The following is a 26,161-nucleotide window of genomic DNA, read 5'->3' as shown; positions in this document are numbered from 1 at the left end:
GATGGGTGCCGATCGCGGGGTCAGGGTCCCCTTCAACTACCTGCCGCAGCAGTTCGCCGACCCGGCGCCGATCATGGCGGCGATCGCGGAGGTGGTCGCCAGCGGCGACTTCACCCTCGGCGCCGTGGTCACCGCGTTCGAGGCGGCCTTCGCCGCGAAGACCGGCGCGGCGCATGCCATCGGCGTCAATTCCGGCACCGACGGCATCAAGCTGTCGCTGCGCGCGGTGGGTGTCGGGCCGGGCGACGAGGTGATCACCGCCGCCAACACCTTCGTCGCCACCGTCGGCGCGATCGCGGAGCTGGGCGCGAAGCCTGTCTTCGTCGATGTCGACGACAGCCTCTGCCTCGACCTGGATGCCCTGCCGGCCGCCATCGGCCCGGCGACGAAGGCGATCGTGCCGGTGCATCTGAGCGGCACGATGGCCGACATGGCGGCGCTGAACGCGCTGGCCGCACGGCACGGCGTGCCGGTGGTGGAGGATGCCTGCCAGGCCTTCATGACCCTGCAGGACGGCCGCATGGCCGGCACCTGGGGCGCTGCCGGCATCTATTCCATGCACCCGCTGAAGTTCCTCAACATCTGGGGCGATGGCGGCGTGATCGTCACCGACGACGATGCCCTGGCGGCGCAGCTGCGGCTGTTGCGCAACCACGGCCTGGCGGACCGCGACACGGTCGTGCTGATGGGGACCAATTCGCGGCTGGACAGCCTGCAGGCCGCGGTAGCGTTGAAGATGCTGCCGCAGGCCGACGCCATCGTCGCCCGCCGCAACGCCATCGCCGCCCGCTACGATGCCGCCTTCGCCGGCCTGCCCGGGCTGCGCATCCCGCGCCGGCATCCCGACGTGCGGCATTCCTTCGTCACCTACCAGCTGTTCTGCGACCGGCGCGACGCGCTGGCGGTGCATTGCGGCGCGCAGGGCATCGAATACAAGATCCACTATCCGGTGCCGATCTATCGCCAGCCGGCGCTGGCCGAGGTCCTGCCGGCCGGCGCCCGCTTCCCGGAAACCGACCGCCAGGCGGCGGAGACCCTGACCCTGCCGGTGCACCAGTATCTGGACGACGACCAGGTCGAACATGTGATCGCCACCATCCGCGGCTTCGCCCTGGGCGAAGCGGAGGCGGCGCAATGAGCGGGACCGTGCCGGAGATTCCGTTCCTCGACCTTGCCGCGCAGGCGGCGGAGGAGGGCGAGGCGCTGCAGGCCGCCCTGGCGCGGGGCGTGATGGACGGCGGCTGGGTCGGCGGTCCCCTGGTGGCGGAACTGGAAGCGGCGCTGGCCGCCGCCCTGGGCACGCCGCATGTTGTGGCGGTCTCCTCCGGCACCGATGCGCTGATGCTGGGCATGGTCGCCGCCGGCATCGCGCCGGGCGACGAGGTCATCACCCCGCCGAATTCCTTCGTCGCCTCCACCGCCGCGATCCGGCATATCGGCGCGGTGCCGGTTTTTGCCGACGTGGCCGACGACATCAACATCGACCCGGATGCGGTGGCACGCGCCATCGGCCCGCGGACCCGGGCGATCATGCCGGTGCATCTGGGCGGCCGGGTCTGCGACATGGACCGCATCGGCGAGATCGCGCAGGCGCACGGCCTGCTGGTGATCGAGGATGCGGCGCAGGCCTTCGGCTCGAAATTCCAGGACCGCGCGGCCGGCACGTTCGGCACGGTGGGCTGCTTTTCCACCCATCCGGCGAAGAACCTGAACGGGGTCGGCGACGGCGGCTTCGTCGCCACCGCGGATGCGGCGATCGCCGACCGGATCCGCCGGCTGCGCAGCCATGGCACGACCCCCAGCGGGGTGGTGGAATTCGGCTTCGTCTCCCGCCTCGACAATGTGCAGGCGGCGGTGCTGCTGATGCGGCTGCAACGCCTGCCGTCGGTGGAGGCGCGGCGGCGGCGCAACGCCGATCTCTACCTGCGGCTGCTGCAGGACAGCCCGGTGCGGGCGGTGCCGGAGCGGCAGCACGAATACAACACCTGGTCGACCTTCCGGGTGGAAGCGCCGGACCGCGACCGGCTTGCCGCCCATCTGCGCCAGGCCGGCATCCAGACCGCGATGCACTATCCGGTGCCGATCCACCTGCAGCCGGCCGCCGCGGGTCTGGGCTACAAGGCGGGCGATTTCCCGGAGACCGAGCGCCAGGCGGCGCACACCCTGTCCCTGCCGGTGCATCAATCGCTGGGGGCGGAGGCGGTGGCGCGGGTCGCAGAGGCGATCGGGAGCTTCTACCGCCAGGGCTGACCCTGCGGCGGCGCTGTCAGTGGCGGCTCGCCTCCTGGCACCAGCGCCGCCACATCGCCCGGTAGGAGTCTTCGACCGCCCGGGTATAGAGCGGGACATTGCCGACCGGTGCGGCGGCGAAGCGCGGCCGTAATTCGGCGCGCAGCCGCCGCAGCAGGTCGGTGTTGGCCGCCAGGCCGCAGGCCAGGGCGACATAGCCGTCGCGGTCCGCGGCGACCAGCCCCGGAAAGCCGAGCGCCGACAGGATTGCGACGCCCAGCCGGCTGGCCGGAACCCGGCCGGCCATCGCCACCACCGGGACCCCCATCCACAATGCCTCGCAGGTCGTGGTGCCGCCGCAATAGGGAAAGGGGTCCAGCGCGATGTCGACCTCGCCATAGGTGGCGAGGTGGCGGATGTGGGGCGTCTCGTCGCGGAAGATCAGCCGCTCGCCGGAGACGCCGGCCGATTCCATCACCGAACGGAAGCGCGCCTGGTTGGCAGCCTTCGCCATGCCGTTCCCCTTCAGCAACAGCCTGCTTCCCGGCGTGCCGCGCAGGATCTCCGCCCAGACCGTCAGCACCTCCGGGGACACCTTCGCCAGGCGGTTCAGGCAGCCGAAGGTGATGCAGCCGTTCGTGTCGGCGGGAAGCGCGGCGACATCGGGGGCATAGTGCGGCGCCTCGAAGCAGAGCAGGCAGGGCAGGTCGGCGATCTGCTCGGCGTAGAGATGCCGTTCGGCTGCCGGCACCAGGTAGGGGTCGGCGAAGAAATAGTCCATCGCCTCCAGCCCGGTGCTGGTGGCATGGCCCCAGGCGGTCACCTGCACCGGTGCCGGCTTCTGCGCGAAGGTCAGCAGGCGGTTGCCCGCGGTATGCCCGGACAGGTCCACCAGGATGTCGATCCCGTCCGCCTGGATCTGTGCGGCCAGCGCCGTGTCATCCAGATGGTTCACCCGTCGGAAGCGGGTCGCAGCCGCAAACTGGGCGGTGCGGAAATCCTCCCCCACCGTGCTCGAATAGCAGGTCACGTCGAATCGACTGCGGTCATGGTTCAGGATGACCGGGCCGAACAGGGCAGAGGCCGAGTGCACCTTGAAATCGGCGGAGACATAGCCGACCCGCAGCACCCGCTCCGGCTCTGGCCGGTTCTGCAGCGCGGGCCGCAGATGACGTCGCGGCACCTCGTGCCGCAGGTGCCAGCTCCGGCGCTCGGCCTGGTGCGCGGCCACATCGATGTCCGGCAGGAAATCCAGGCAGAAGATCAGGTTCGAATGGGTGGCATTGGCCGCGGGATTGATCCGCAGCGCTTCGCGCAGCTGGGCGATGCCTTCCGACAGCCGTCCCATGTCGCGCAGCAGAACCCCAAGGTTGCCGTAGGCGTCGGCGTAGTCCGGGTCTGCGGCAATCGCATCGCGATAGGCGGCTTCGGCTTCCTCCAGGCTGCGGCTGTAGCGCAGCGCACTTGCCAGGTTGTTCATCAGCCCGGCATCGCCCGGCCGCGCCGCAATGGCCCGGCGATAGGCCTCGGCCGCGGCCCCGTACTGCCGGTCCGACAACAGCGCATTGCCGTGGTGACACAGCACATCGGCGTTGTCCGGCATAAGGGCTGCGGCCTTTCCGAAGAAAGGCACCGCCTCGGACAGTCGGCCAAGAGCATTCAAGGCGTTGCCGATACCGTACTGGGCATCGGCACGGTCGGCACGCAGCGCGGCAGCATTCCGATAGCTGGCAAGCGCCTCATCGAACCGCTGCGCGGCCATCAGCGCATGGCCAAGGTTCAGATGGCCCGCCATCTCGCCCGGGGCCAGTTCCGTCATCCGGGCGAACCGGGTGATCGCCTCGTCGTATCGCGCCTGGCCATAGGCAGCCGCGCCCGCCACCGCCAGTCCCTGAAGGTCGGCGGGCTGCACCGCCGTCTCTGCGGGCTGGCGCGCGACGCCGACATCGGATCGGCTGCCGGCCGCCGGCGGCCGGGCCGGGTCCGGTCGATCTGTCGAGTGGGGCATGATGGGCGGTCCGAACGGGTGAGAAACGGGTGAGGCCTGGCGGCAGCGCTGGCGAACGATGCCGGAGCGACAGGCAGCGATTGGGAACCGCTTCCCTATTTGCCCAGCCGGGACAGGCGGTGCAATCCCGACGACACGCAGGCGGTCGCGCGCACGGCCTTGACCGAAAGAACGAGGATGCCTGAAATCTTCGAAGATCGTGGCATTTATGCACCAGGAGCAGAGCCTGCCCCGGTCCCGGAGAAGCTCGGCCGCGCCGGCATCCATCCGCTTCCTGAAGGTTCATTCAATGTCGCGACCCTCGCCCGTGGAGGTCGCGGAAATCCTACGATTCGCAGGGGGTCTGGCCGCCATCGCCCCGCCGCTTGAATTTCCGGACTCAAGAACGCCCGCCGGCCCGGCCGGCGGACGGCCATTCAGGCGCCCCGCAACGGGCTGTGCCGAACCGGCGAAAAATCAGGCCCTTACAGCCGCTTAGGCCGCTTGCGGCTGAATTCCGTTTGTGGCTACTATGCCCCATCTTTGCCGCAGCCGGGGCCGGGGCATCGCTCTGCTTTGCCCGGCACTCGAAAAATTTCAGGTCAGGGGATCTACAAAGATGACCACAGTCACCATCACTGGTACCGCCGGAAACGACACGCTATCTCTCTCGGCTGAAGCAACGCTGGTCATCTACAATTCTTCCGGCGGCGCCGATCAGATCTCCTTCTCCGCCAACTCGACGGAGTTCTCCGTCACCGGCACCGCGGGCGCACACAGCATCATCGGCGGTGGCGGCAACGACCTGGTCAACATCTCGACCGCCAGCAGCATGCGGGTCTCGGCGATTGAGACGTTGATCGGGTCCTCGACCGACAATCAGCAGATTACCTTCTCCGGCGCCTCCAGTACCGTCGTCAATTCGATCGAGACCCTGCTTGGATCGGTCAGTGTCGACCAGGTGACCTTCTCCGGTGCCAACACGTCGACGGTCTCCGCGATCGACTCGCTGATCGGCTCGGCCAGTGCGGAGCAGATCACCTTTTCGGGCAGCACCTCCGCCACCGCCGCGCTGATCGACACGCTGATCGGGTCCGTCAGCGTCGAGCAGGTGACCTTCTCCGGGGCCACAACGCAGACCGTCTCCGCGATCGACTCCCTGATCGGCTCGGCCAGTGCCGAACAGGTGACCTTCACCGGCGCCACCACGGCGACGGTTTCGGCGATTGATTCGCTGATCGGTTCGGCCAGCGCCGACCAGCTGACCTTCTCGGGTGCCACCAGCCAGACAGTCGCGGCAATCGACACCCTCATCGGTTCGGCCAGCACCGAGCAGGTGACCTTCTCCGGCGCCACCACGGTGACGGTCTCGGCGATCGACTCGCTGATCGGTTCGGCCAGCGCCGATCTGGTGACCTTCTCCGGCGCCACCTCGGCGACGGCCTCGGCAATCGATACTCTGATCGGTTCCGCCAGCACCGAGCAGGTAACCTTCTCCGGCGCCACGTCGGCGACGGCTGCCGCGATCGACTCCCTGATCGGCTCCGCCAGTGTCGACCAGGTGACTTTCACCGGCGCCAATACGGCGACGGTATCGGGAATCGACTCGCTGATCGGTTCGGCCAGCGCCGAGCAGGTGACCTTCTCCGGCGCCACGTCGGCGACGGCTGCCGCGATCGACTCCCTGATCGGCTCCGCCAGTGTCGACCAGGTGACCTTCTCCGGCGCCAATACGGCGACGGTATCGGGAATCGACTCGCTGATCGGTTCGGCCAGTGCCGAACAGGTGACCTTCTCCGGCGCCACGTCGGCGACCGTTTCGGCCATCGACACGTTGATCGGCTCGGCCAGCACCGAGCAGGTGACCTTCTCCGGCGCGACGTCGGCGACGGTTTCGGCGATCGACTCGCTGATCGGTTCGGCAAGCACCGAACAGGTGACCTTCTCGACGGCCACCACGGCCACTACCGCGCTGATCGACTCGATCATCGGCTCGACTGGCAATGACCGGGTTACCTTCTCAGGGGCCAACTCCTCGACCGTTGCCGCCGTCGAGACGGTGATCGGCTCGGCCAGCACCGACCAGGTGACCTTCTCCGGCGCCAGCACCGTCACTGCCGGCCTGATCGACTCCCTGATCGGCAGCGCCTCCGCTGAGCGGGTGACCCTGTCCGGGGCCACCTCGGCGACCGTCTCCAACATCGACAGCCTGATCGGCTCGGTCAGCACCGACCAGATCACCTTCTCGGGCGCCACCTCCTCCGTGGTTTCCGCGATCGACTCGCTGATCGGTTCGGCCAGCACCGAGCAGGTCACCCTTTCAGGCGCATCCAGCGTCACCGCTGGCGCCATCGACTCGATCATCGGTTCGACCGGAAATGACCGGGTCACCTTCTCCGGCACCAACTCCTCCACGGTATCCGGCGTTGAGACCCTGGTTGGCTCGGCGAGCAACGACCAGGTCACCCTGTCCGGTGCCAGCACCGTCACCGCCAGCCTGATCGACACCATCATCGGCAGCGCGTCTTCCGACTATGTCAGCCTGTCGGGGGGCGCCACCACCATCTCGATCGCCTCGGTCGATACCCTGGTCGGCACTTCCGCAACTGACAATGTCACCCTGACGGCGCAGCAGACGGCGGGCATCTACAACCTGATCAGCGGCACCGGCGACACCCTGGTGCTGAACAACTCCGCCAATACGATCTCCGCGTTCAATGTCGACACTCTGATCGGCGGCAACACCGCCGACAACGTCACGCTGGGTGGCTCTGGCGGCCAGAGCGTGACCGTCAGCGCGGTCGAGACCCTGGTCGGCTCCGCGACGAACAACGAATCGATCACCTTCTCCGGCCTCAACACCGTCCAGGTGGTGGCGCTCGACACGATCATCGGCAGCGTCTCCGCCGATGTCGTAACGATGAGCGGCGCCGCCACGACGCTGGTCTCCGGCGTCGACACCCTGATCGGCTCCTCCAGCGCGGAGCAGATTTCGATCAGCGCTGCCAGCAACATGCGGGTGTCCAACATCGACACCCTCATCGGCTCCGCCAGCAGCGACGTGATCACCATCTCTGGTGCCAACACCATCACCGTGGCGGCCCTGGACAGCCTGATCGGCTCGGCTTCATCCGAACTGGTGACGGTGAGCGGCGGCGGCAGCATGACCGCCGCCCATCTGGATACCGTCATCGGCAGCGCGTCGTCGGACTTCCTGACCCTGTCTGCTGCCAGCACGATCACGCTGAGCAACATCGACACGGTCCTGGGCAGCGCTTCCAACGAGGTCGTCAGCATCACCGGCGGCGGCACGATCACGGCCGCGCAGATCAACACGATCCTCGGCACGGCCTCCACCGAACTGGTCAACCTGACCCAGGCCAGCGCCGTGACGGTGGCCGGCATCGACTCGATCTTCGGCTCCGCCAGCAACGACAACGTTACGCTGAGCGGCACCAACACCGTCACCGTCGCCAATCTTGAGACCCTGACCGGCGGCGCGACGACGGATTATGTCACCGTCTCCGGCACGTCGTCGGCGCTGACGACCTCGCTGGTGGAAACCCTGGTCGGCACGACGGGTGGCGACGCGATCACGGTCGCTGCGGCGCAGACGGGTGCGCTCTACAACCTGCTCGCCGGTAGCGACTCGCTGACCCTCGCCAACGGCACGAATACGCTTTCGGCTTTCAACGTCGAATCGATCTTCGGCAATGCCGGTTCCGACAACATCACACTGGGCGGCAGCTCCGGCCAGACGGTGCGTGTGTCCGGCGTCGAGACCCTGACCGGCACCACCGCCAGCGACCAGGTCACTTTCTCCGGCACCGGCAGCACGACGGTCAATGCGATCGACGTGCTGATCGGTTCCGTCAGCACCGACGTCATCACTCTCGGCAGTGCCTCCACGGTCAGTGCCACTGCCATCGACAGCCTGATCGGCAGTTCCGGGACGGATGCCGTCAATCTGGGCAACGTCACCAACAACACGATCACCGTGTCCGGGCTGGAATCCGTCGCCGGCGGACAGCTCAACGACCAGGTGACGTTCAGCGCGGCCAACACCCTGGTCATGTCGGGTGTCGAGACCGTCATCGGCACTACTGCATCGGAGTCGGTCACCCTCTCCGGCGCGTCGACCTTGCGGGCCTCCGCCCTTGACACCCTGCTCGGCAGCAGTGCGAGCGAGCAGGTGACGTTCAGCGGTGCGAACACCGTCACCACCGCCAACCTGAACAGCCTGATCGGCTCCGTCAGCGCCGATGTGGTCACGATCTCCGGTGGCGGCACGATCACCGCGTCGGCCCTCGACACCCTGATCGGTTCCGCCTCTGGCGACATGGTCAACCTGACCGCGGCGAGCGTCCTGCGCGTCTCGAACATCGACACCCTGATCGGCTCTGACTCCACCGACAACATCACGATCTCGTCGGCGGCTACGATCTCGGTCACCTCGCTCGAGACGATCACCGGCACCACGAACACCGAATCGATCACCATCGCCTCCGGTGCATCCACCCTGACGGCGTCGTTGATCGACACCCTGATCGGCAATGACGCCGCCCAGACGGTCACCCTGGGCGCATCGCAGACCAGTGCCATCATCAACCTGCTGGGCGGCAGCGACAGCCTGACCCTGGCGGCCGGCGGCAACAATCTCTCGGTGTTCAACACCGAGACGATCATCGGCGGCGGCGGCAACGACAATGTCACCCTCGGCGGTGCCAGTGGCGGCAGCCTGACGGCGGCCCTGCTGGAGACCCTGACCGGCACATCGGCCAACGAGCAGGTGACCTTCAGTGGCGGTGCGACCACGACGGTCAGCGGCCTGGAGACCCTCATCGGCTCCGTCTCCGCGGAAGCGATCACCCTCTCCGGCCCCAGCACAGTCACCGCGGCCGGCCTGAACACCCTGATCGGCGGTGCGTCGGTTGACCAGGTCACGCTGAGCGGCGCCAACACCACCACCGTCACCGGGGTCGAGACCCTGCTTGGCAGCGTATCGGCCGACCAGATCAACCTGACCGGCCTGAACACGATCACGGTTTCCGCGATCGACACCCTGATCGGCACCGCGTCGACCGAGGTGGTCTCGCTGACCGGCAATACCAGCGTCACCGTCGGCGCCATCAACACCCTGGTTGGTGCCGCCTCCGCCGACAGCCTGCAGGTCACCATGTCGGGCAACACCACCATGACGGTGGCACAGCTCGACACCTTGCTCGGCAGCGTCTCCGCCGACGTCATCACGATGTCCGGGGCAAACTCCCTGACCGTGTCTGCGGTCGATACGCTGATCGGCTCCGCCTCGTCCGACCTGGTGAACATCACCGGTGCATCGACGATGCGGGTGTCCAACATCGACACGCTGCTCGGCACGTCCGCCGCCGAGAACGTCACGATCAGCGCCGCCTCCACGATGACGGTGGGTGCGATTAACACCCTGACCGGCTCCCTCCTGACGGAGAGCGTTACGGTCAGTGGTGGCGGCTCGATGACCACCTCCGCCATCGACACCCTGATCGGCTCGGCCTCCGCCGACAGCATCACGCTGGCGGCGGCACAGTCCTCCGCCGTCTACAACCTGCTGGGCGGCAGCGACACCCTGGTCCTGGCGACCGGAACCAACAACCTGTCGGTCTTCAACATCGAGTCCATCGTCGGCGGTGCCTCGACCACCGACACGATCACCCTGGGCGGTGCCACCGGCAACACGGTCACCATGGGCGGGATCGAAACGCTGATCGGCGGCACCGCCTCCGATCAGGTCTCGCTCAGCGGCAGCAGCACGATGCGGGTCTCCGGCGTCGACACCCTGGTGGGCTCGGCGACCAACGACAACATCACCCTGTCGGCCGCCAACACCATGACCGTCGCCGCGGTGGAAACCCTGACCGGTACGGCTTCGACCGAATATGTCACGATCTCCGGCGGCGGTACGCTGTCGAGCTCCCTGCTCGACACCATCGTCGGCAGCTCGGCGGTCGACAACGTGGTGCTCACTGCGGCGCAGACCGGGGCGATCATCAACCTGCTCAGCGGCAACGACGCGTTGACCCTGGCCAACGGGACCAACACGCTCTCCGCCTTCAATATCGAGACGATCACTGGCGGCACCGGCAGCGACAACATCAGGATCGGTGGCGGTTCCGGAGTGACCACCCAGGTCGGCGCCGTGGAAACCGTGCTGGGCAGCACGGCCGGCTCGGAGGCGATCACCCTGTCCGGCCCGTCCACCATCACCACCGGCTCGATCGAGACGATCACCGGCAGCGCGACCAACGACGTGGTCACGATGTCCGGCGGCGGAACGGTCACCGCGGCCCTGATCGAGACCCTGAACGGATCGGCATCTTCGGACTGGGTGAACCTCAGCGGTGCCGGCACGATCAGCGGCTCGTCACTCGACACGATCGTCGGCACCAGCGGCTCGGACGGGGTCACCCTGACCGCGGCCCAGAGCGGCGCTGTCATGAACCTCCTCGGGGGCAACGACATCCTGGTCCTGGCCAATGGCGCAAACTCGATCTCGAGCTACAACATCGAGACGATCACCGCCGGCACGGGCAGTGACAGCATCACGCTGGGCGGAAATACCGGCCAGACGGTGACGGTGAGCAACGCTGAGACCCTTGTCGGTACTGCCAATGCCGATCTCGTCACCCTGGGCGCCACCATCACCGGAGCGATCGTCAACCTGCTGGGCGGCAACGACCAGCTCACCCTGTCCGGCGGCGGCGTGAACACCCTCTCCACCTACAACGTGGAAACGGTACTCGGCGGCGCATCCGCGGACTCCGTCACACTGGGCGGCAATTCGACGACCAGCACGACAGTGTCCGGCATCGAGACCCTGCTCGGTGCTACCAACGCCGATCGGGTGGTCACAATCTCCGGCGCCTCGACGATGACCGTGTCCGGCATCGATACGCTGACCGGCTCGGCAAACGCCGACGCCATCACCCTCAGCGATGCCACGACGATCACCGTCAGCGGGATCGATACGCTGACCGGCACCGCATCTGCCGATTTCGTCACCCTCGGCAGCGGCGGACAGACCGCGACCCTCAGCAACATCGACACCCTGGTCGGCAGTGCCGGCAATGACGGGGTCACCCTTGGGGCATCGACAACCTCGGCCATCATCAATCTGCTGGGCGGCAACGACACCCTGACCCTGGCCAACGGCACCAACACGCTCTCCGCCTTCAACGTGGAGACCCTGACCGGCGGCACGGGCAGCGACAACGTCACCCTGGGCGGCGCGGCCGGACAGACCGTCTCCGCCGGCGGGATCGAGACCCTGACCGGCAGTGCGAATGCCGACACCCTGACGATGACCTCTGGCAACAACCTGGTCATCGGCTCCACAGGTGCCGACACGATCAACCTGCAGTCCGGCGCCGGCACCGACTCGGTGGGCTATACCTCGCAGCTGGAAGGCGGCGCCTTCGGTACCAACAGCGGCTACGACTCGGTGAACAACTTCCAGTCCGGCACCGACAAGATGCAGGTGGTGGCCAACAGCACCCTGGTGACGGCCGTCGACAAGAACGGCGACAACAGTCTGGCCCTCACCAGCCGGGCGTCGGGTGCGGTGAACCTCAGCTCCGACGAGGTCGTCTACCTCACCACCGCAGTCTCGAGTGGCAATCTCGCATCGTCGAACTTCAGCGACTTCCTGACCGCACTGGGCAGCGTGTCCGGCACCGGTCCGGCCCTGGTCGTCGCCAACGACGGTACGAATTCCGGCCTGTACTACCTGAACGACTTCGGTTCGGGCTCGGTCTCGGCCTCCAACGTCCGGATGCTGGGCCTGTTCAACAGCGTGGTCCTGCAGACCGGCGACGTGACCCTGCCGTAACACGCAGTCGGAACGACCTCAGACACGGGCGGCGCCGGCCACGGCGCCGCCCATTCTTTTTGCCGTGCTCTCGAAATCCGCCCCGGATCCCGCAGCGACCCTGCCGAAGTCTTTAGACGAGACATGACCCCGAACGACCAGGCCCTGACGACCGACGAGATCCTGCTTGAACTGAGCCAGGCGGTCGCGGCCTATCTATCCGACCCCACCTCCGCCACCTTGTGCCGCCTCACCACGGCCGCCAGCACCAACCCGCTGATGGCGGCCGCCCTTGGATCCCGCTACCAGCGACATGGCGAGAACGCAGCCGCCTATCAGCTCTATCTCGCGGCCCAACCCCATTGGCAAAGACAACACGGCACCGCGCTGTACAATAATCTCAGTGTCATTGCCCTAAAGGCCTACGATTTCGACCAGGCGTGGACCTGGACCCGCCATGCCCTGGCAATCAACCCGCGCGACGGGGCACGCATGGCCTACGACCTGGCGCGGACAGCGATCTTCAGCGCCCGCCACGACATCTACTGGGCCGCCGCCCGGGCCGCGGACGACCTGGAGCCAAGCAACATCCGCTACTGGTCGGCCCTCTATGTCGAAGACAATTTCCGGCGCATGCCGGACAACGCGGACCGGCAGATGGGATATGGCCCGCCCCCGCTGCCCCCGCGCGCGCCACGCCCGTCACGCCCTGCCTCAGACAGCCCCAGGAAACTTCTTCTGGTCGGCCGGGATTTCAGCAATACCGCATCGTTCAACCGGATGTTCGGGACATTCCGTCGGCTTCCCGACTGCGATTTCCAGGTCGAGTGCCTGTCGGTCCGAGATGACTTCGATCCGAACCGAACCCATCTCCCGGAGTTCACCCACCACAGCACACCGGAACGAAACATCCCCGAACTGGCAGCGGCCATCCGACGCATCGGCCCGGACGTGATCATCGATCTCGTCAGCCATGGCCAACCGGAAGCCTTTGCCGTATTCGCCGGACGCCCAGCGCCGCTGATCCTCGGATGGGCCGGCAACGGGGTCTCTTCGGGCACCAAGGTCTATGACGCCTTCCTGACCGATCCCGTGATCAGCCCGCCGGGGGCAGAGATACACTACACGGAACGCCTGATCCGCCTGCCCGCTTCAAGCCTGACGATCGAACCCTATCCGAGCTACCCGGAAGCCGGCGACCGGCGGCTGCCGATGGAACGCAACGGGCATGTCACCTTCGGCATGTACCATCGGATCTCCAAGGTTTCGGAACCGGTGATTGCCCTCTGGTCCGACCTGCTCCGCGCCGTTCCCGACAGCCGCCTGGTCATCAAGACAGCTTTCGTGACCGAACCGCCGCATGCGACCCGTCTGCTGGCCGCCTTTGCCGCCCATGGCATCCCGGAGACGCGGCTCAGGCTGATGAACATGACCGGCCCGGCAGAACATTGCCAAGTCGTTTCGGACACAGACATCACCCTGACGCCATTCCCGGAACAGGGATTCGTCACCGACTTCGACCATCTCTGGATGGGCGTGCCTTTCGTCGCATATGAGGTCGACCAGCGACCCTGCGCCCGCCTGGCCGCGACATTGGCCCGTGCCGCCGGGGCGCCGTTCCTCGTCGCCAAGAGCCCTGCGGCTTACATCCAGACAGCAAAGGACCTGGCCGCTGACCCGGCCTACCTCCGCACCGCAAGGCACTGCTATCGCCAGAACCTCATCGATGCGGGCCTGACAGACCACATGCGCACCGCCCGGGCGATGGCAGACGCAATTCGCAGCCTCTGGCAGGAACTCCGTACCGCAGCCGACTGACGCAGAGGGCGGCTCTGCCCCTCAGACCGCCTTTCGCGCCGTCCCCGCTCCGCGCATCCCCATGCAGTACCGGATCCACATCCGGCGGTACGCCGCCTCGACTTCACGTGTATAGCGGCGATTGTTTCCAAGCGGCGACGACAACAGCAGCTGCCGAAGACCTTTCCGGATGTCCACGAGCCGCGACGGATCGGCAGCCAGGCCGCAGACCTTCTCGACATAGTCCGCGATGTCATGGGCAATCCATTCCGGGCAGCCCAGACCCGCCATGATCGATGCGCCATTCCGCGAAACCGGTACATCGCCGCAAAGGGTCACCACAGGGACCCCCATCGCCAGCGCCTCGCAGGTGGTCACACCGCCATTGTTGCGGAACGAGTCGAGCGCAATATCCACCTCCGCATGCATCTGCAACTGCTCGGCCCTGGAACTCGACCCCCGCAGAACCACCTGGTCCTCAGCCGCGCCGAACCCGACGAGACGATCCAGCACCGACCGGCGCACCTCGGCATCGTCGAAGGTCATGCATTTCAACAGCAGCCTGCTCCCGGGCACCCGCTGGAGAATCCGGGCCCAGGCCTCCAGGCAAGACGGGGACGCCTTCACGATCCGATTGAAATTGCCAAAGGTCACGAATCCCTTATCCACGCAGGGCGGTGGGCTCAGCGCCGGCAGCCGCTCCGGGACCCGAAAGCTCAGGACACAGGGAAGGACGGCAATCTCCTCTGTGTAGAAGCGGTCGCTTTCCCAGGGCACCAGCCATCGATCCGCCAACAGGTAGTCCATCGCCTGAAGCCCGGTGCTGGTGGCATAGCCCCAGCCCGTCGCCTGAACCGGCGCCGGCCTCCGGGCAAAGACCGGCAGACGATTGCCCGCCGAATGCCCCGAAAGATCGACCAGCACGTCGATCTCGTCCTGGCGGATCAGGGCCGCCAGCCTGTCGTCGGACATCATCCGGGCACGCACATAGCGGTCCGCAACCTTGATGAACTCCTCGGTCCGCGAGTCCTCATGATCGGAGTTCGAGTAGAGAGTGACATGGAAACGGCTCCGGTCATGGTGCAGGAGCACCGAACCGAACCCGTCAGACGCGGAGTGGAAGTTGAAATCGCCCGACATGTAGCCGATGCGCAGGACCTTCTTGTCGGGATCGCGGACACGCTGCAACGGCGGCGCCAGGGCCAGATGGGGCGCCTCGTTAAGCTCATGCCACTCACGCCGCGCCGCCGCCTGTTCCTCAAGCCCGGCTTCCTCGTCGAAGTCCAGGCAGAAGATGTAGTTGGAATGCACCTGCGGCCAGGGAGTCCGCAGCGCCAAGGCGCGCCTGTACAGTTCCTTCGCCTCACCAATCCGGCCCTGCACCCGCAGCAGACCGGCCAGATTGTTGTTCAGGTCCGGGTCCTCCGGATGGCGTTGCAAGGCGGACCTGAAAACCTCTTCGGCGGCGGCAATCTTCCGCTGGTGACGCAGGGCGCCGCCGATATTATTAAGAATTCCCGGATCATTGGGACGCAGTTCATCTGCGATCCGGAACTCCTTCTCAGCCTCCGCATACTGCCGCATCCGAACCAGGACATTGCCCAGGTCCAGGCGCAGGGTGGCGTCGCGTGGCGCCAGCGCGGTGGCATCCCGGACCAGGCCGACCCCCTGGTCAGGTCGCCCCAGATCGGCATAGAGGATCCCCAGATTGCGCAGCAGGGATGCCGCGTCCGGGTTCTGGCGGATGCCTTCCTGGAGCACCGCCTCGGCCTGACCGTACCGACCCGCCTGGACCAGCATGAGCGCGCAATTGTCGAACAGCGCAGCGACCCTGGGCGCCCTCCCCAGCAGCCGTCGATAGAGGTCAAGCGCCTCGTCGATCCGCCCGAGTTCGCGCAGCAGGTCCGCCTGTGCGATCAGATAGTTGAAGTCCTCCGCATCGATCTTCCGGCAACGCTCAAGCATGCGTGCCGCCTCCGCCAGCCTCCCGGCCGCCTGTTCGGCGCGTGCGGAACGGACAAGGTCGACGATCGAAGGGGGCATGCGGCGCTCGCGAAATAAGGGTGGCAGGATCAACGGCAGATTAGTAACCATGCCGGACCCTGGAAAGCCGGCCTGCCAGGCGGGCATGTGGACCGGACCTCAGTCGATCCAAATCGGTGCCCTCTGGCCGGTACAGGCCTGGTCCCAGATCGCCCGCAGGGCGCGGCGAAGAGACCCGGCCAACGCCTCCGGCCGGGTAAAAACGGCATCCGCCAGCTTTTGGCGCATCGAGAACCGCAACTGCCGCAGCAGATCGGGCTGATCGGCCAGCATCACGGCATTCTCGACATACTCCGCCTGGCCGCGGGCGACCAACGCACCGATTCCCGCCCCTGTGGCCGGCAACAGTGCGGCACGGCAGCAGGGCCTGTCGTCCACAATCCGGATCACCGTGGGCACGCCCATCCACATGGCATCGAAGGCAGTCACGCCCCCCGTCTGCGGGAACGGCTCGAGCGCGATATCCGTCTCGCCCACATCCCGCAGATAGGCGGCCTCCGGAACAGAGCCGAAAAAATCCAGGCGATCGACCGCGACGCCCCGTTCCGCGAAGAAACGGGTCAACCGACTGGTTACACCCGGCAGGATCACGTTGCTGTTCTGAATCCGCAGCCGCGCTGTCGGAACCCGGCGCAGGATCTCGGCCCAGGCGTCCATGCTCTCTGGCGTCATCTTGGACACGCGGTTGAACACCCCGAATGTGATGTGCCCGTTCCGGAAGAACGGCGGTTCAACAAGGTCGGGGGCTTCCGGCAGGCTGGGAACGGCGAAGGCCGGTGCCGGCAAGCGTACCAAGGTCTCCGAGTAGTGATGTTCGCTGCCGACTGGAGAGATCATGCCGTCGGTCAGCATATAGTCGATCCATGGCACACCCGCCGAAATGCCGCTGGAGATCCAGCCCATTTGGACCGGGGCCGGCCGGTGGCGCAGGGCCGCGAACACCTTGCTGTTGCCGTGACTGACCAGGTCCAGAAGCATGTCGAGACCCAGATCGGCCAGGTCCCGCGCGAACCGCTCCGGCTCGTCCACCTCCATGTCGTGCACCTGCAGAGCGGCCAGGGGGCCGCGCAGCGCGGGCCCCGACCGGACCGAGATCAGCGAGATGTCGAACTCGTCGCCCTGCAGGTGAGGAAAGGCATCGAAGGTGCGATTGAACGAGGAATGCGACCGCAGGTCGCGCACGATGACGCCAAGCCGCAAAGGCCGTCCCTCAGGCGGACGGGGCGCGCCGCTCATCGGCGGAACCGGAGCCTGTCCCGCCCACCATTGCATATGCTCCGCCAGGTGGGACCCCGGCCGGACGAAGCCGAACTCCGAGAGGGTGAAGTGCAGCGATCGCAGCGGCGCGGAGTCCGGCGCGGTCAGCAGCCGGGTTTCGATCTCCTGGCGCGCCTCCTCCAGATAGCCCTGCTGCATCAGATAGTCCGCCCAGCTCGAAATACCGGAAACGTCCTGGAATCCGGCGGTCAGGGCCCGGATGTGGAACTGTCGCGCCTCCTCGAGTTCGCCCAGTTGCAGCAGGGCGATCGACATGTTGCGCAGCACCGTGGGAACCGCGGTCGGATTGCCGCGCGGGCCATCGCGCCGGCTGCGTTGCGCCAGGAAGCTCCGATAGAGCACGACGGCGGTCTCGATCTCGCCATCCTTATGGATGCCGCTGGACGGCACCAGAACCTCGTCGGTGAGTCCCATATCGGACAGCCGGTCCAGCAATGCCTGCCCTTCCGGATCGCCCCGGGCGGCGGCACGCGCCGCAGCGAGGACCTTCGATTGCAGATCCGCGCGACTGATCGTGAATGGAGGTTCGGACATGCGGGCGTCTGGTCAATCGGATCGGGGCGGTGGGATCAGCCGCCGCCCGCGCAGGTACAGGTCAGAGGCACCTTTTCCCGCCTCCCAACCTCGATTGCAACCGCGGCATCTGGCGACTGGATTCCGGCACCGCAATGATGGTAGCAGTGCCTGCTCGGCGCGACCGGTCAGGGGCCGGGCCGCCATCACTTTCGGTCCACCGTCCTTCCCCGGCCGCAGCCGCGCCCCGATGGCGGCGCCGGCGGCCGGTCCGGCCTTCCGGCAGACCCGCCCAGCCGTCCGGATTCCGCCGGGCAGGACCCGTGCCTGGAGGGCCGGGCCGCCGGCCGGCGGGACCGCGGACCTGACGATCCTGGAGCCAACAGCCCATGAAGCTGTCCGACTATATCGTGGAATTCCTGCACCAGCAGGGCGTACGGCACCTGTTCGCGATCACCGGCGGCGCCTCCATCCACATGATCCATTCCGCCGGCGAGAGCAACACGGTCACCTATATCTGCCCGCACCACGAACAGGGCGCGGCGATGGCGGCCGACGCCTATGCTCGGGTGACGGGCAGGATCGGCGCGGCGGCGGCGACCTCCGGTCCCGGCGCCACCAACCTGATCACCGGCATCTGCTGCTCCTGGTTCGATTCCGTGCCGGTCCTGTACCTGACCGGGCAGGTGGCGACCTTCCGCTTCCGCGACACAACCGGCGTGCGCCAGATGGGCTTCCAGGAAACCCAGATCGTCGAGATGGTGACCCCGATCACAAAGTACGCGGTCCAGGTCACCGATCCGGAGCAGATCCGCTACGAACTGGAGAAGGCCGTCTGGCACGCCTATAGCGGCCGCCCCGGCCCGGTCGTGGTCGACATCCCCGACGACCTGCAGCGGGCGGAGATCGATCCCGACAAGCTGAAGGGCTTCACCCCGCCGAAGGACATGTCGAAGCCCGACGAATCCGGGCTGGAAAAGCAGGTGCAGCAGCTGGTCGCGATGCTGGAGAAGGCGGAGCGCCCGGTCCTGGTGCCCGGCTGGGGGGTGCGGCTGTCCGGCGTGATCGACGAGGTGAAGACCATCGCCCGCACCCTGCAGATCCCGATCTGCCCCAGCTGGGCGATGCGCGACGCCTTCGACGACGACGACCCGCTGCTGGTCGGCTGCTTTGGCACCCACGGCACCCGCTACGGCAATTTCGCGGTGCAGAACGCCGACTTCATCCTGTCGATCGGCGCCCGCCTGTCGACCCGGGAGACCGGCAGCCCGACCACCTCATGGGCGCGCGGCGCGGCGACGGTGATCGTCGATATCGACCCGACGGAGCTGGCGAAGTTCCCGCATTTCGGCAAGCCGATCGACCTGCCGATCCCGGCCGATGCCCGGCTGTTCGTCGAGAAGCTGATGCCCCACCTGGATGAGATCCGCTTCCCCGCCCGCGATGCCTGGATGGCCCGGATCCGCGACTGGAAGACCCGCTACCCGATCTGCCTGCCGGAATTCTTCGCCGAGGAGACGGTCAACCCCTATGTCTTCGTGAAGCGGCTGTCGCAGCTGGCCAGCCACGACGCGCTGATCTTCTCCGACACCGGCTGCGCGCTCGCCTGGATGATGCAGGCCTTCGAATTCCACGGCACGCAGCGCTTTTTCCACGCCTTCAACAATACGCCGATGGGCTATGCCCTGCCGGCGGCGATCGGCGGCGCCTTTGCCGAATCCGGCCGCCAGAACATCTGCCTGGCCGGCGACGGCAGCGCCATGCTCAACATCCAGGAGCTGGCGACGGTGCGGCGCCACGACCTGCCGGTGAAGATGTTCCTGATCAACAATAACGGCTTCAGCATGGTGCAGCAGACCCAGGAGCAGTGGCTGCAGGGCAAGTACTATGCGAGCTCGGTGGAGGGCGGCCTGGGCTTCCCCGACTTCACCGCCCTGTCGGAGAGCTTCGGCATTCCCGCCGTCACCCTGGACCGCAATGCCGATGTGGAGGCGGTGATCGCCGACGTGCTGAAGCGTCCCGGGCCGGTGGTCTGCGACGTCCATGTGCCGCAGGCCGCCCGGGTCGCGCCGCAGTGCAAGTATGGCCGCCCGATCGAGGATTCGGAGCCGCTGCTCAGCCGCGAGGAGTTCCTGGCCAACATGATCGTGCCCCCGATGAAGGCCTCCCTCGATGACTGAGACCGCAGCCGCACAGCCCGTTCCCGGCCAGCCCCCCGCCGCCAGCGACGACCAGCTCGACCTGATCTTCGCCAGCTTCGCCGATTGGAAGGCGCAGCACAGCCCCTACACGCCGCTGCACCGCCTGCTGAAGCGGGTGGCCCGAGCGGAGATCGAGCGCCGCTTCGCCGATCCCGGCGACGATCCACGGCCCTTCGGCCCGTTCGGCAGCCTGCGTTTTCCGTATCACGCGATGGGCAGCATCGACTCGCTGAACCTGTTCGACATCAACGAACTGATGATCTTCGCCTTCTACCATCGCAACCGCGGGCGCTATGCGAAGGCGCTCGACCTCGGCGCCAATCTGGGGCTGCACAGCATCATGCTGTCGCGCTGCTTCGGCGAGGTGCGCAGCTTCGAGCCCGATCCGGTGCATTTCGAGCTGCTGTCGGCGAATCTCGACCGCAACGGCTGCGGCAATGTCACCCCGGTCCGCGCCGCCGCCTCCGTGCAGGACGGCGAGGCGGAGTTCGTGCGGGTGAAGGGCAATACCACGGGCAGCCATCTGGCCGGCGCCAAGAAGAACCCCTATGGCGAGCTGGACCGCTTCACCGTGCCCCTGCGCGACGTGACGGCGGAGATCGCCTGGGCGGACCTGGTGAAGCTGGATATCGAGGGGCATGAGGGCGAGCTGATCACCGGCATCGACCCGGCGGTCTGGGCGAAGACCGATGCCATCGTGGAGATCGGCACGGCGGAGAATGCGGAGCGGGTGTTCGCCCATTTCCACGGCAGCCCGGTGCGGTTGTTCAGCCAGCATCTGGGATGGGGCCAGGTGACCGTCGCCGCCGAAATGCCGAAGAGCCATCACGACGGCAGCCTGTTCATGACCACCGGCGACGGCGTGCCATGGGGCTGATCTGCTCGGGCCGGTCCGCGGCATGACGGAGGCTGCCCCCCGCAGCGTCCTGATCCTCGGCATCTCCGCCGATATCGGCCGGGAGCTGGCGCTGCGCTACCTGCGCGACGGTGCGCGGGTGATCGGCACCTACCGCAACCCTGCGCATGTCGAGGACCTGGCGGCGATGCCCGGGGTCACACTGCTGCCCTGCGACCTGGGCGACCCGGACTCGGTCCGCGCCGCGGCGGCGGACGTCGCGAAGTTGGCGCCGGCCTGGGACCTGCTCATCGGCATCGCCGGCACGATGGAGCCGATCGGCCCGTTCCTGGAGGCGGACATGGACGCCTGGGAACGCAACCTGCGGATCAACTGCTTCGGCCAGCTGCGCTTCCTGCAGGCGGTCTATCCGCAGCGCCGGCCGGGCGGCACCGCCCATGTCATGTTCTCCGCCGGCGGCGGCACCAACAATCCCTTCACCAACTACTCCGCCTACTGCCTGTCGAAGATCCTGCTGATCAAGATGTGCGAGCTGCTGGACGACGAGGTGGCGGACATCAACGCCTTCATCATCGGCCCCGGCTTCGTTCAGACGAAGATCCACCGCGAGACCCTGGCCGCCGGCGACCGGGCGGGCGAGGGGCTGGGCAAGACGGAGGCCTTCCTGCAGACGGAAGGCACCTCCTTCGACGACATCCACGCCCATATCGCCTGGTGCATGGCCGCCGGGCGGCGGCTGGCCGGGGGGCGGAACTTCTCCACCGTCCACGACCCCTGGCGCGGCGGCGGTGCGGACCTGCGGGCGACCCTGGCGGAGGATCCCGACCTCTTCAAGCTGCGCCGCGCCGGACTGCCGGCCGCTGCCGGCAGCGGGGACTGAGCCGCCATGGCGGCGGACCCGTCGTCGCTGCCCTTCCTGCCCTATGCCCGGCAGACGGTCACCGACGCCGATGTCGATGCGGTCGCCGCGGTGCTGCGTTCCGACTGGCTGACCACCGGCCCTGCCGTCGACCGGTTCGAGGCAGCCCTGGCGGATGCCTGCGGCGCCGCCCATGCCGTGTCCTGCGCGACAGGCACCGCGGCGCTGCACCTGGCGGCGCTGGCCGCCGGCCTGGGACCCGGCGACGCGGCGATCGTCCCGGCGATCACCTTCATGGCCACCGCCAATGCGGTCTGCATGACCGGCGCGGTGCCGGTCTTCGCCGATGTCGATCCCGAGACCGGACTGATGACCCCGGCCGCCGCCGCGGCCGCGGCCGACCGGGCGGCGGCGGCAGGGCTGCGGGTGGCGGCGGTGATGCCGGTGCATCTGGCCGGGCAGTGCCTGGCGCCGGAGGCGATGCAGGCCTTCGCCGCGGCCCGCGGCGCCGTCGTGATCGAGGATGCCTGTCATGCCCTGGGTGCCGCCTACCGGCGCAGCGACGGCAGGACGGTCCCGGTCGGCGCCTGCCGCGACAGCCTGGCGGCGACCTTCTCCTTCCATCCGGCGAAGACGGTGGCCTGCGGCGAGGGCGGCGCGGTGCTGACCGACGATGCCGGGCTGGCGGACCGGATGCGGCGGCTGCGCGCCCATGGCATCGAGCGGCTGCCGGAGCGCCACCGCCAGCCGGAGCTGGCCCTGGCCCCCGACGGGCAGCCCAACCCCTGGTACCACGAGATGCAGGCGCTGGGCTGGAACTACCGGCTGAGCGACATCCAGGCTGCGCTGGGCACCAGCCAGCTGGACCGGCTGCCGGCCCTGGTGGCGGCGCGTCGCGAGCTGGCGGACCTCTACGACACCGCTTTGTCGCGGTTCGACAACCTGGCGCATTGCATCGCCCGGGTGCCCGATTGCGAGCCGGCCTGGCATCTCTATCCGGCGCTGATCGATTTCGCGGCAGCCGGCACCGATCGCGGCACCGTCATGCGGCGCCTCCAGGCGGCGGGGATCGGCGCCCAGGTCCACTACATCCCGGTTCCCTGGCAGCCCTGGTACCGCGACCGTTGGCCGGTGCCGGAGCTGCCGGGCGCCGCCGCCTACTACGCCCGCACCCTGTCCCTGCCCTTCTATCCCGGCCTCGGCCCGGCGGAGGTCGAGCGCGTGGCTGCCGCCCTCGCCGCTTCTCTGGGCGATGGCGGGGCGCTGCAGGACCGTTGAGCGGCGCAATGGCCGACCCGGTGGCGGCAGCTGCTCCCCGGCAGGCGCTGGATGCGGCCAGCGCCGCGCTGTCGCGCGGCGACCGCGATGCGGCCGAGGCGGCGTACCGTGCAGGCCTGGCCGTCGCGCCGGACAGCCGCCCGCTGCTGACCGGCCTTGCCGACCTGCTGCGCGACGCCCTGCTGACCCGCGGCGTGGCGGCGATGCGGGAAGCCGTGGAGCTGTACCGCCGGGCGCTGCAGGCGGCGCCGAAGGACATCTCCATCCTGAATTCGCTCGGCCTGGCGCTTCGCGAACTCGGCGAACTGGACCCGGCGATCGAGATTTTCGAGGCGGCGCGGCAGATCCAGCCGCAGCAGCCGGTGATCCTGTGCAACCTGGGGTCCGCGCTGATGGGCGCCGGCCGGCCGGCGGACGCGCAGCCGCTGCTGGCGGAGGCGGCGCGCCTGGCGCCGCAGGACCGGCGGATCAATTCCGTCCACCTGTTCAGCCTCTGCCAGCTGTCGGGTGCCCGCGCCGAGGCCGTGGTCGCCGCCCATTGCGACTGGGGCCGGCGGGCGGCAGCGGCCGCCGCGCCGCGGCGGCGCATGCCCCTCAACGACCGCGATCCGGACCGGCGCCTGCGGGTCGGCTATGTCTCGCCGGACTTCCGCCGCCACAGCGTCAGCAGCTTCATGGAAGGGGTGATCGGCGCCCACGATCGGCGCGCGGTGGAAGTGGTCTGCTATGCCGAGGTGGCGGTGCCCGACGAGGCGACGGCGCGCTGGCAGAAGCTCGCCGACCGCTTCCTGTTCGTCTGCAGCCTGGACGACACGGCCCTGGCGGAGCGGGTGCGCCAGGACGGAATCGACATCCTGGTCGACCTGGCCGGGCATACCGCGAACACCCGGCTGGGTGCCTTCGCGGAGCATCCCGCGCCGATCCAGGTCGAGCATCCGATCGGCTATGCCCATACCACCGGCCTGCCGGCGATGGACTATATGCTGACCAATGCCTGGCTCAGCCCGCCGGGGACCGAGGCGATGTATGCCGAGCACCTGTTCCATCTGGACGGGCCGATCGCCAGCTTCACCCCGGCCGCCTACATGCCGGAGGTGCAGCCGTCGCCGCACTTGCGGAACGGCCATATCCGCTTCGGCTGCCTCAGCCGCGCGGTGAAGATCACCGACGCCACGCTGGAGGCCTGGGGCCGCATCCTGCGCGCGCTGCCCGGCTCCGTCCTGGCGCTGAACTACCGCGACTTCGCCGCCGACGGCAGCGCCCGGCGCCGCATCCTGGCAGCGCTGGAGCGCTTCCATGTGGCACCGGAGCGGGTGGACTTCACCTACACCCTGCAGCACCCGCACACCCTGGCCTACTATCATTCCCTGGACGTCTACCTGGACACCTTCCCCAATGTCGGCGGCACCACCACCTGCGAGGCTCTGTGCATGGGGGTGCCGGTGGTCATGCTGGCGGGGGAGACGCCGATCCGCCGGGTCGGCGCCGCCTGGCTCGGCCCGGCCGGCCTGCAGGAGCTGATCACGGAGACGATGGACGATTATGTCCAGACGGCCGTCGCGCTGGCGCTGGACAGCGACCGCCTGCGGCAGCTGCGCGGGGAGCTGCGGCGCCGCTTCCTGGATGCGGTCGGCGACCACAGGCGGATCGCCGCGGATTACGAGCAGGCCTATCGGCGGATGTGGCAGGCCTGGGTGCGCGGCATGGCGGCGGCCGGGCTGTAGGCGCGGTCAGCGACCGACATCGCGGCCCAGCAGGCCGAGCAGGTAGGCGCCGTAGCCGCTCTTCGACAGCGGTCCGGCGATGCGGCGCAGGTCGGCATCGTCGAGCCATCCGTTGCGCCAGGCGATCTCCTCCGGGCAGCAGATCTTCTGGCCCTGCCGGTTCTCGATCACTGCGACATAGTTGGCGGCGGCCAGCAGGGAATCGGTTGTCCCGGTGTCCAGCCAGGCATGGCCGCGGCCCAGCACCTCCACCGACAGCCGGCCTTCCGCCAGGTAGAGATTGTTGAGGTCTGTGATCTCCAGTTCGCCGCGGGCGGACGGTTTCAGCGACCGCGCCTTCTCCGCCGCATCGCCGGTATAGAAGTACAGCCCGGTGATCGCCTGGTTGCTGGGCGGATGCGCCGGCTTCTCGACGATCCGCAGGGGACGCCCGTCGGGTGCGCGCTCCAGCACGCCGTAGCGCTCCGGGTCGTTCACCTCGTAGGCGAAGATCGTGGCCTCCGCCGCCGCCGCCGCGGCGCGCAGCTGTTCCGGCAGGCCATGGCCATAGAAGATGTTGTCGCCCAGGATCAGCGCCACGGGTGCGCCAGCGGCGAACGGCTCGGCGATCAGCAGCGCCTGGGCGATGCCCTCCGGCCGCGGCTGCACGGCATAGTCCAGCCGCAGGCCGAAATCGGTCCCATCGCCCAGCAGGGCGCGGAACCGCTCCGCCTCCTCCGGCGCGGTGATCAGCAGGATGTCGCGGATCCCGGCCAGCATCAGCACCGACAGGGGATAGTAGACCAGCGGCTTGTCGTAGACCGGCAGCAGCTGCTTCGACACCACGCGGGTGGCAGGGTGCAGGCGGGTGCCGGCGCCGCCGGCAAGCACGATGCCCTTACGCGCCACGGTCGCGCCGCTCATGCCACCAGGCCGAGCCGGCGTTCGATGGCGCCGCACAACGCCTGGCCGACCAGGATGTGCATTTCCTGGATGCGGGCGGTGGTGTCGCTGGGCACCTGCACCAGCGGCGCAGCCAGGCCGGCCATGCCGCGGCCCTGCCGGCCGGTGAAGCCGGCGGCGGTCAGGCCCATCCCCTTCGCCGTTGCCAGGGCCGCCAGGACATTGGGGCTGCGTCCTGAGGTGGAGATGCCGATCGCGACATCGCCGGCGCGGCCCAGCGCCTCCACCTGGCGGGCGAACAGCTGCTCGAAACCCAGGTCGTTGCCGATCGCCGTCAGGGCGGAGCTGTCCGTGGTCAGGGCGATCGCGGCGATGGCCGGCCGGTCGGTGACGAAGCGCACCGTCAGTTCCGCGGCCAGATGCTGGGCATCGGCGGCACTGCCGCCATTGCCGAAGAACAGGATCTTGCCGCCTGCCTGCAGGCTGGCGGTACAGGCGGCTGCCAGTTCCTCGAACGCACCGCCTACGGCGGCCATTAGCCCGTCAAGCACCGTCCGATGTTCCGCCACCGCCTCTGCCAGTTCCTGCGCCGCCACGGCCCCCTCCCTCTCGTCCGGCGGCCCTCTCCCCTCGAGTTGCGCGGCCGGCCGGCGCTTTGAGCCATGCCGGGG

Annotated in this window: 16 protein-coding genes; 9 read left to right on the top strand and 7 right to left on the bottom strand. The window is 68.0% G+C overall.

Going from position 1 to position 26,161, the window contains the following annotated elements:
* The first annotated feature begins 1 nt into the window (after position 1).
* Positions 2 to 1,138: a DegT/DnrJ/EryC1/StrS family aminotransferase gene (locus tag ACFOGJ_RS08480; protein ID WP_379899423.1), complete on the top strand. Its 1,137-nt coding sequence runs from the start codon at positions 2 to 4 to the stop codon at positions 1,136 to 1,138.
* Positions 1,135 to 2,250 (top strand): DegT/DnrJ/EryC1/StrS family aminotransferase, encoded by a 1,116-nt coding sequence (locus ACFOGJ_RS08475; RefSeq protein ID WP_379899422.1) that lies wholly within the window; start codon positions 1,135 to 1,137, stop codon positions 2,248 to 2,250. Before ACFOGJ_RS08480 ends, ACFOGJ_RS08475 begins: the two co-directional genes overlap by 4 nt.
* 16 nt (positions 2,251 to 2,266) lie before the next feature.
* Here the strand turns inward: ACFOGJ_RS08475 and ACFOGJ_RS08470 are convergent, their stop codons facing one another.
* The 3 genes from ACFOGJ_RS08470 to ACFOGJ_RS08460 form a co-directional block, all read right to left on the bottom strand.
* Positions 2,267 to 4,237 carry an O-linked N-acetylglucosamine transferase, SPINDLY family protein gene (locus ACFOGJ_RS08470; protein WP_379899421.1) on the bottom strand — a complete coding sequence of 657 codons (1,971 nt, stop codon included), beginning with the start codon at positions 4,235 to 4,237 and terminating at the stop codon, positions 2,267 to 2,269.
* A gap of 696 nt (positions 4,238 to 4,933) precedes the next feature.
* A complete protein-coding gene (locus ACFOGJ_RS08465) occupies positions 4,934 to 5,095 on the bottom strand; it encodes a hypothetical protein (protein ID WP_379899420.1) in 162 nt (53 codons plus the stop codon).
* A complete protein-coding gene (locus tag ACFOGJ_RS08460; RefSeq protein ID WP_379899419.1) occupies positions 5,096 to 6,205 on the bottom strand; it encodes a hypothetical protein in 1,110 nt (369 codons plus the stop codon).
* On the opposite strand from ACFOGJ_RS08460, the gene ACFOGJ_RS08455 reads away from it, so the two are divergent.
* Both ACFOGJ_RS08455 and ACFOGJ_RS08450 read left to right on the top strand, forming a co-directional pair.
* Positions 6,153 to 12,080: a beta strand repeat-containing protein gene (locus ACFOGJ_RS08455; protein WP_379899418.1), complete on the top strand. Its 5,928-nt coding sequence runs from the start codon at positions 6,153 to 6,155 to the stop codon at positions 12,078 to 12,080. The genes ACFOGJ_RS08460 and ACFOGJ_RS08455 overlap by 53 nt on opposite strands.
* Positions 12,081 to 12,203: 123 nt before the next feature.
* The gene (locus ACFOGJ_RS08450) at positions 12,204 to 13,877 is read left to right on the top strand and encodes an O-linked N-acetylglucosamine transferase family protein (protein WP_379899417.1); all 1,674 of its coding nucleotides are present in this window, start codon (positions 12,204 to 12,206) and stop codon (positions 13,875 to 13,877) included.
* A 21-nt stretch (positions 13,878 to 13,898) separates the two neighbouring features.
* On the opposite strand, the gene ACFOGJ_RS08445 is transcribed toward ACFOGJ_RS08450, so the two are convergent.
* Positions 13,899 to 15,986, bottom strand: a complete 2,088-nt coding sequence (locus ACFOGJ_RS08445; RefSeq protein WP_379899416.1) for an O-linked N-acetylglucosamine transferase, SPINDLY family protein — start codon at positions 15,984 to 15,986, stop codon at positions 13,899 to 13,901.
* Between the two features lie 12 nt (positions 15,987 to 15,998).
* A complete protein-coding gene (locus tag ACFOGJ_RS08440; RefSeq protein ID WP_379899415.1) occupies positions 15,999 to 17,612 on the bottom strand; it encodes an O-linked N-acetylglucosamine transferase family protein in 1,614 nt (537 codons plus the stop codon).
* A gap of 467 nt (positions 17,613 to 18,079) precedes the next feature.
* Between ACFOGJ_RS08440 and ACFOGJ_RS08435 the strand changes: the two genes are divergently transcribed.
* Genes ACFOGJ_RS08435 through ACFOGJ_RS08415 form a run of 5 tightly spaced genes read left to right on the top strand, consistent with a single transcriptional unit; the run spans position 18,080 to position 24,608 of the window.
* Positions 18,080 to 19,870 carry a thiamine pyrophosphate-binding protein gene (locus ACFOGJ_RS08435; RefSeq protein WP_379899414.1) on the top strand — a complete coding sequence of 597 codons (1,791 nt, stop codon included), beginning with the start codon at positions 18,080 to 18,082 and terminating at the stop codon, positions 19,868 to 19,870.
* Complete coding sequence (locus ACFOGJ_RS08430; protein ID WP_379899413.1) at positions 19,863 to 20,768, top strand: FkbM family methyltransferase; 906 nt, start codon at positions 19,863 to 19,865, stop codon at positions 20,766 to 20,768. Before ACFOGJ_RS08435 ends, ACFOGJ_RS08430 begins: the two co-directional genes overlap by 8 nt.
* A gap of 22 nt (positions 20,769 to 20,790) precedes the next feature.
* A complete protein-coding gene (locus tag ACFOGJ_RS08425) occupies positions 20,791 to 21,627 on the top strand; it encodes an SDR family NAD(P)-dependent oxidoreductase (protein ID WP_379899412.1) in 837 nt (278 codons plus the stop codon).
* A 6-nt stretch (positions 21,628 to 21,633) separates the two neighbouring features.
* Complete coding sequence (pseC, locus tag ACFOGJ_RS08420; RefSeq protein ID WP_379899411.1) at positions 21,634 to 22,884, top strand: UDP-4-amino-4,6-dideoxy-N-acetyl-beta-L-altrosamine transaminase; 1,251 nt, start codon at positions 21,634 to 21,636, stop codon at positions 22,882 to 22,884.
* Complete coding sequence (locus tag ACFOGJ_RS08415; protein ID WP_379899410.1) at positions 22,881 to 24,608, top strand: O-linked N-acetylglucosamine transferase, SPINDLY family protein; 1,728 nt, start codon at positions 22,881 to 22,883, stop codon at positions 24,606 to 24,608. The genes pseC and ACFOGJ_RS08415 overlap by 4 nt, the downstream gene beginning before the upstream one ends.
* Before the next feature lie 6 nt (positions 24,609 to 24,614).
* On the opposite strand, the gene rfbA is transcribed toward ACFOGJ_RS08415, so the two are convergent.
* Both rfbA and ACFOGJ_RS08405 read right to left on the bottom strand, forming a co-directional pair.
* Positions 24,615 to 25,511, bottom strand: a complete 897-nt coding sequence (gene rfbA, locus ACFOGJ_RS08410; RefSeq protein ID WP_379899409.1) for a glucose-1-phosphate thymidylyltransferase RfbA — start codon at positions 25,509 to 25,511, stop codon at positions 24,615 to 24,617.
* Positions 25,508 to 26,086, bottom strand: coding sequence for an SIS domain-containing protein (locus ACFOGJ_RS08405; RefSeq protein ID WP_379899408.1), 579 nt, complete (start codon positions 26,084 to 26,086; stop codon positions 25,508 to 25,510). The genes rfbA and ACFOGJ_RS08405 overlap by 4 nt, the downstream gene beginning before the upstream one ends.
* Positions 26,087 to 26,161: the final 75 nt, after the last annotated feature.

It is taken from the genome of Marinibaculum pumilum, assembly GCF_042646425.1.
GTDB lineage: Bacteria > Pseudomonadota > Alphaproteobacteria > Ferrovibrionales > Ferrovibrionaceae > Marinibaculum > Marinibaculum pumilum.
This window is presented reverse-complemented; position numbering and strand designations above follow the sequence as displayed.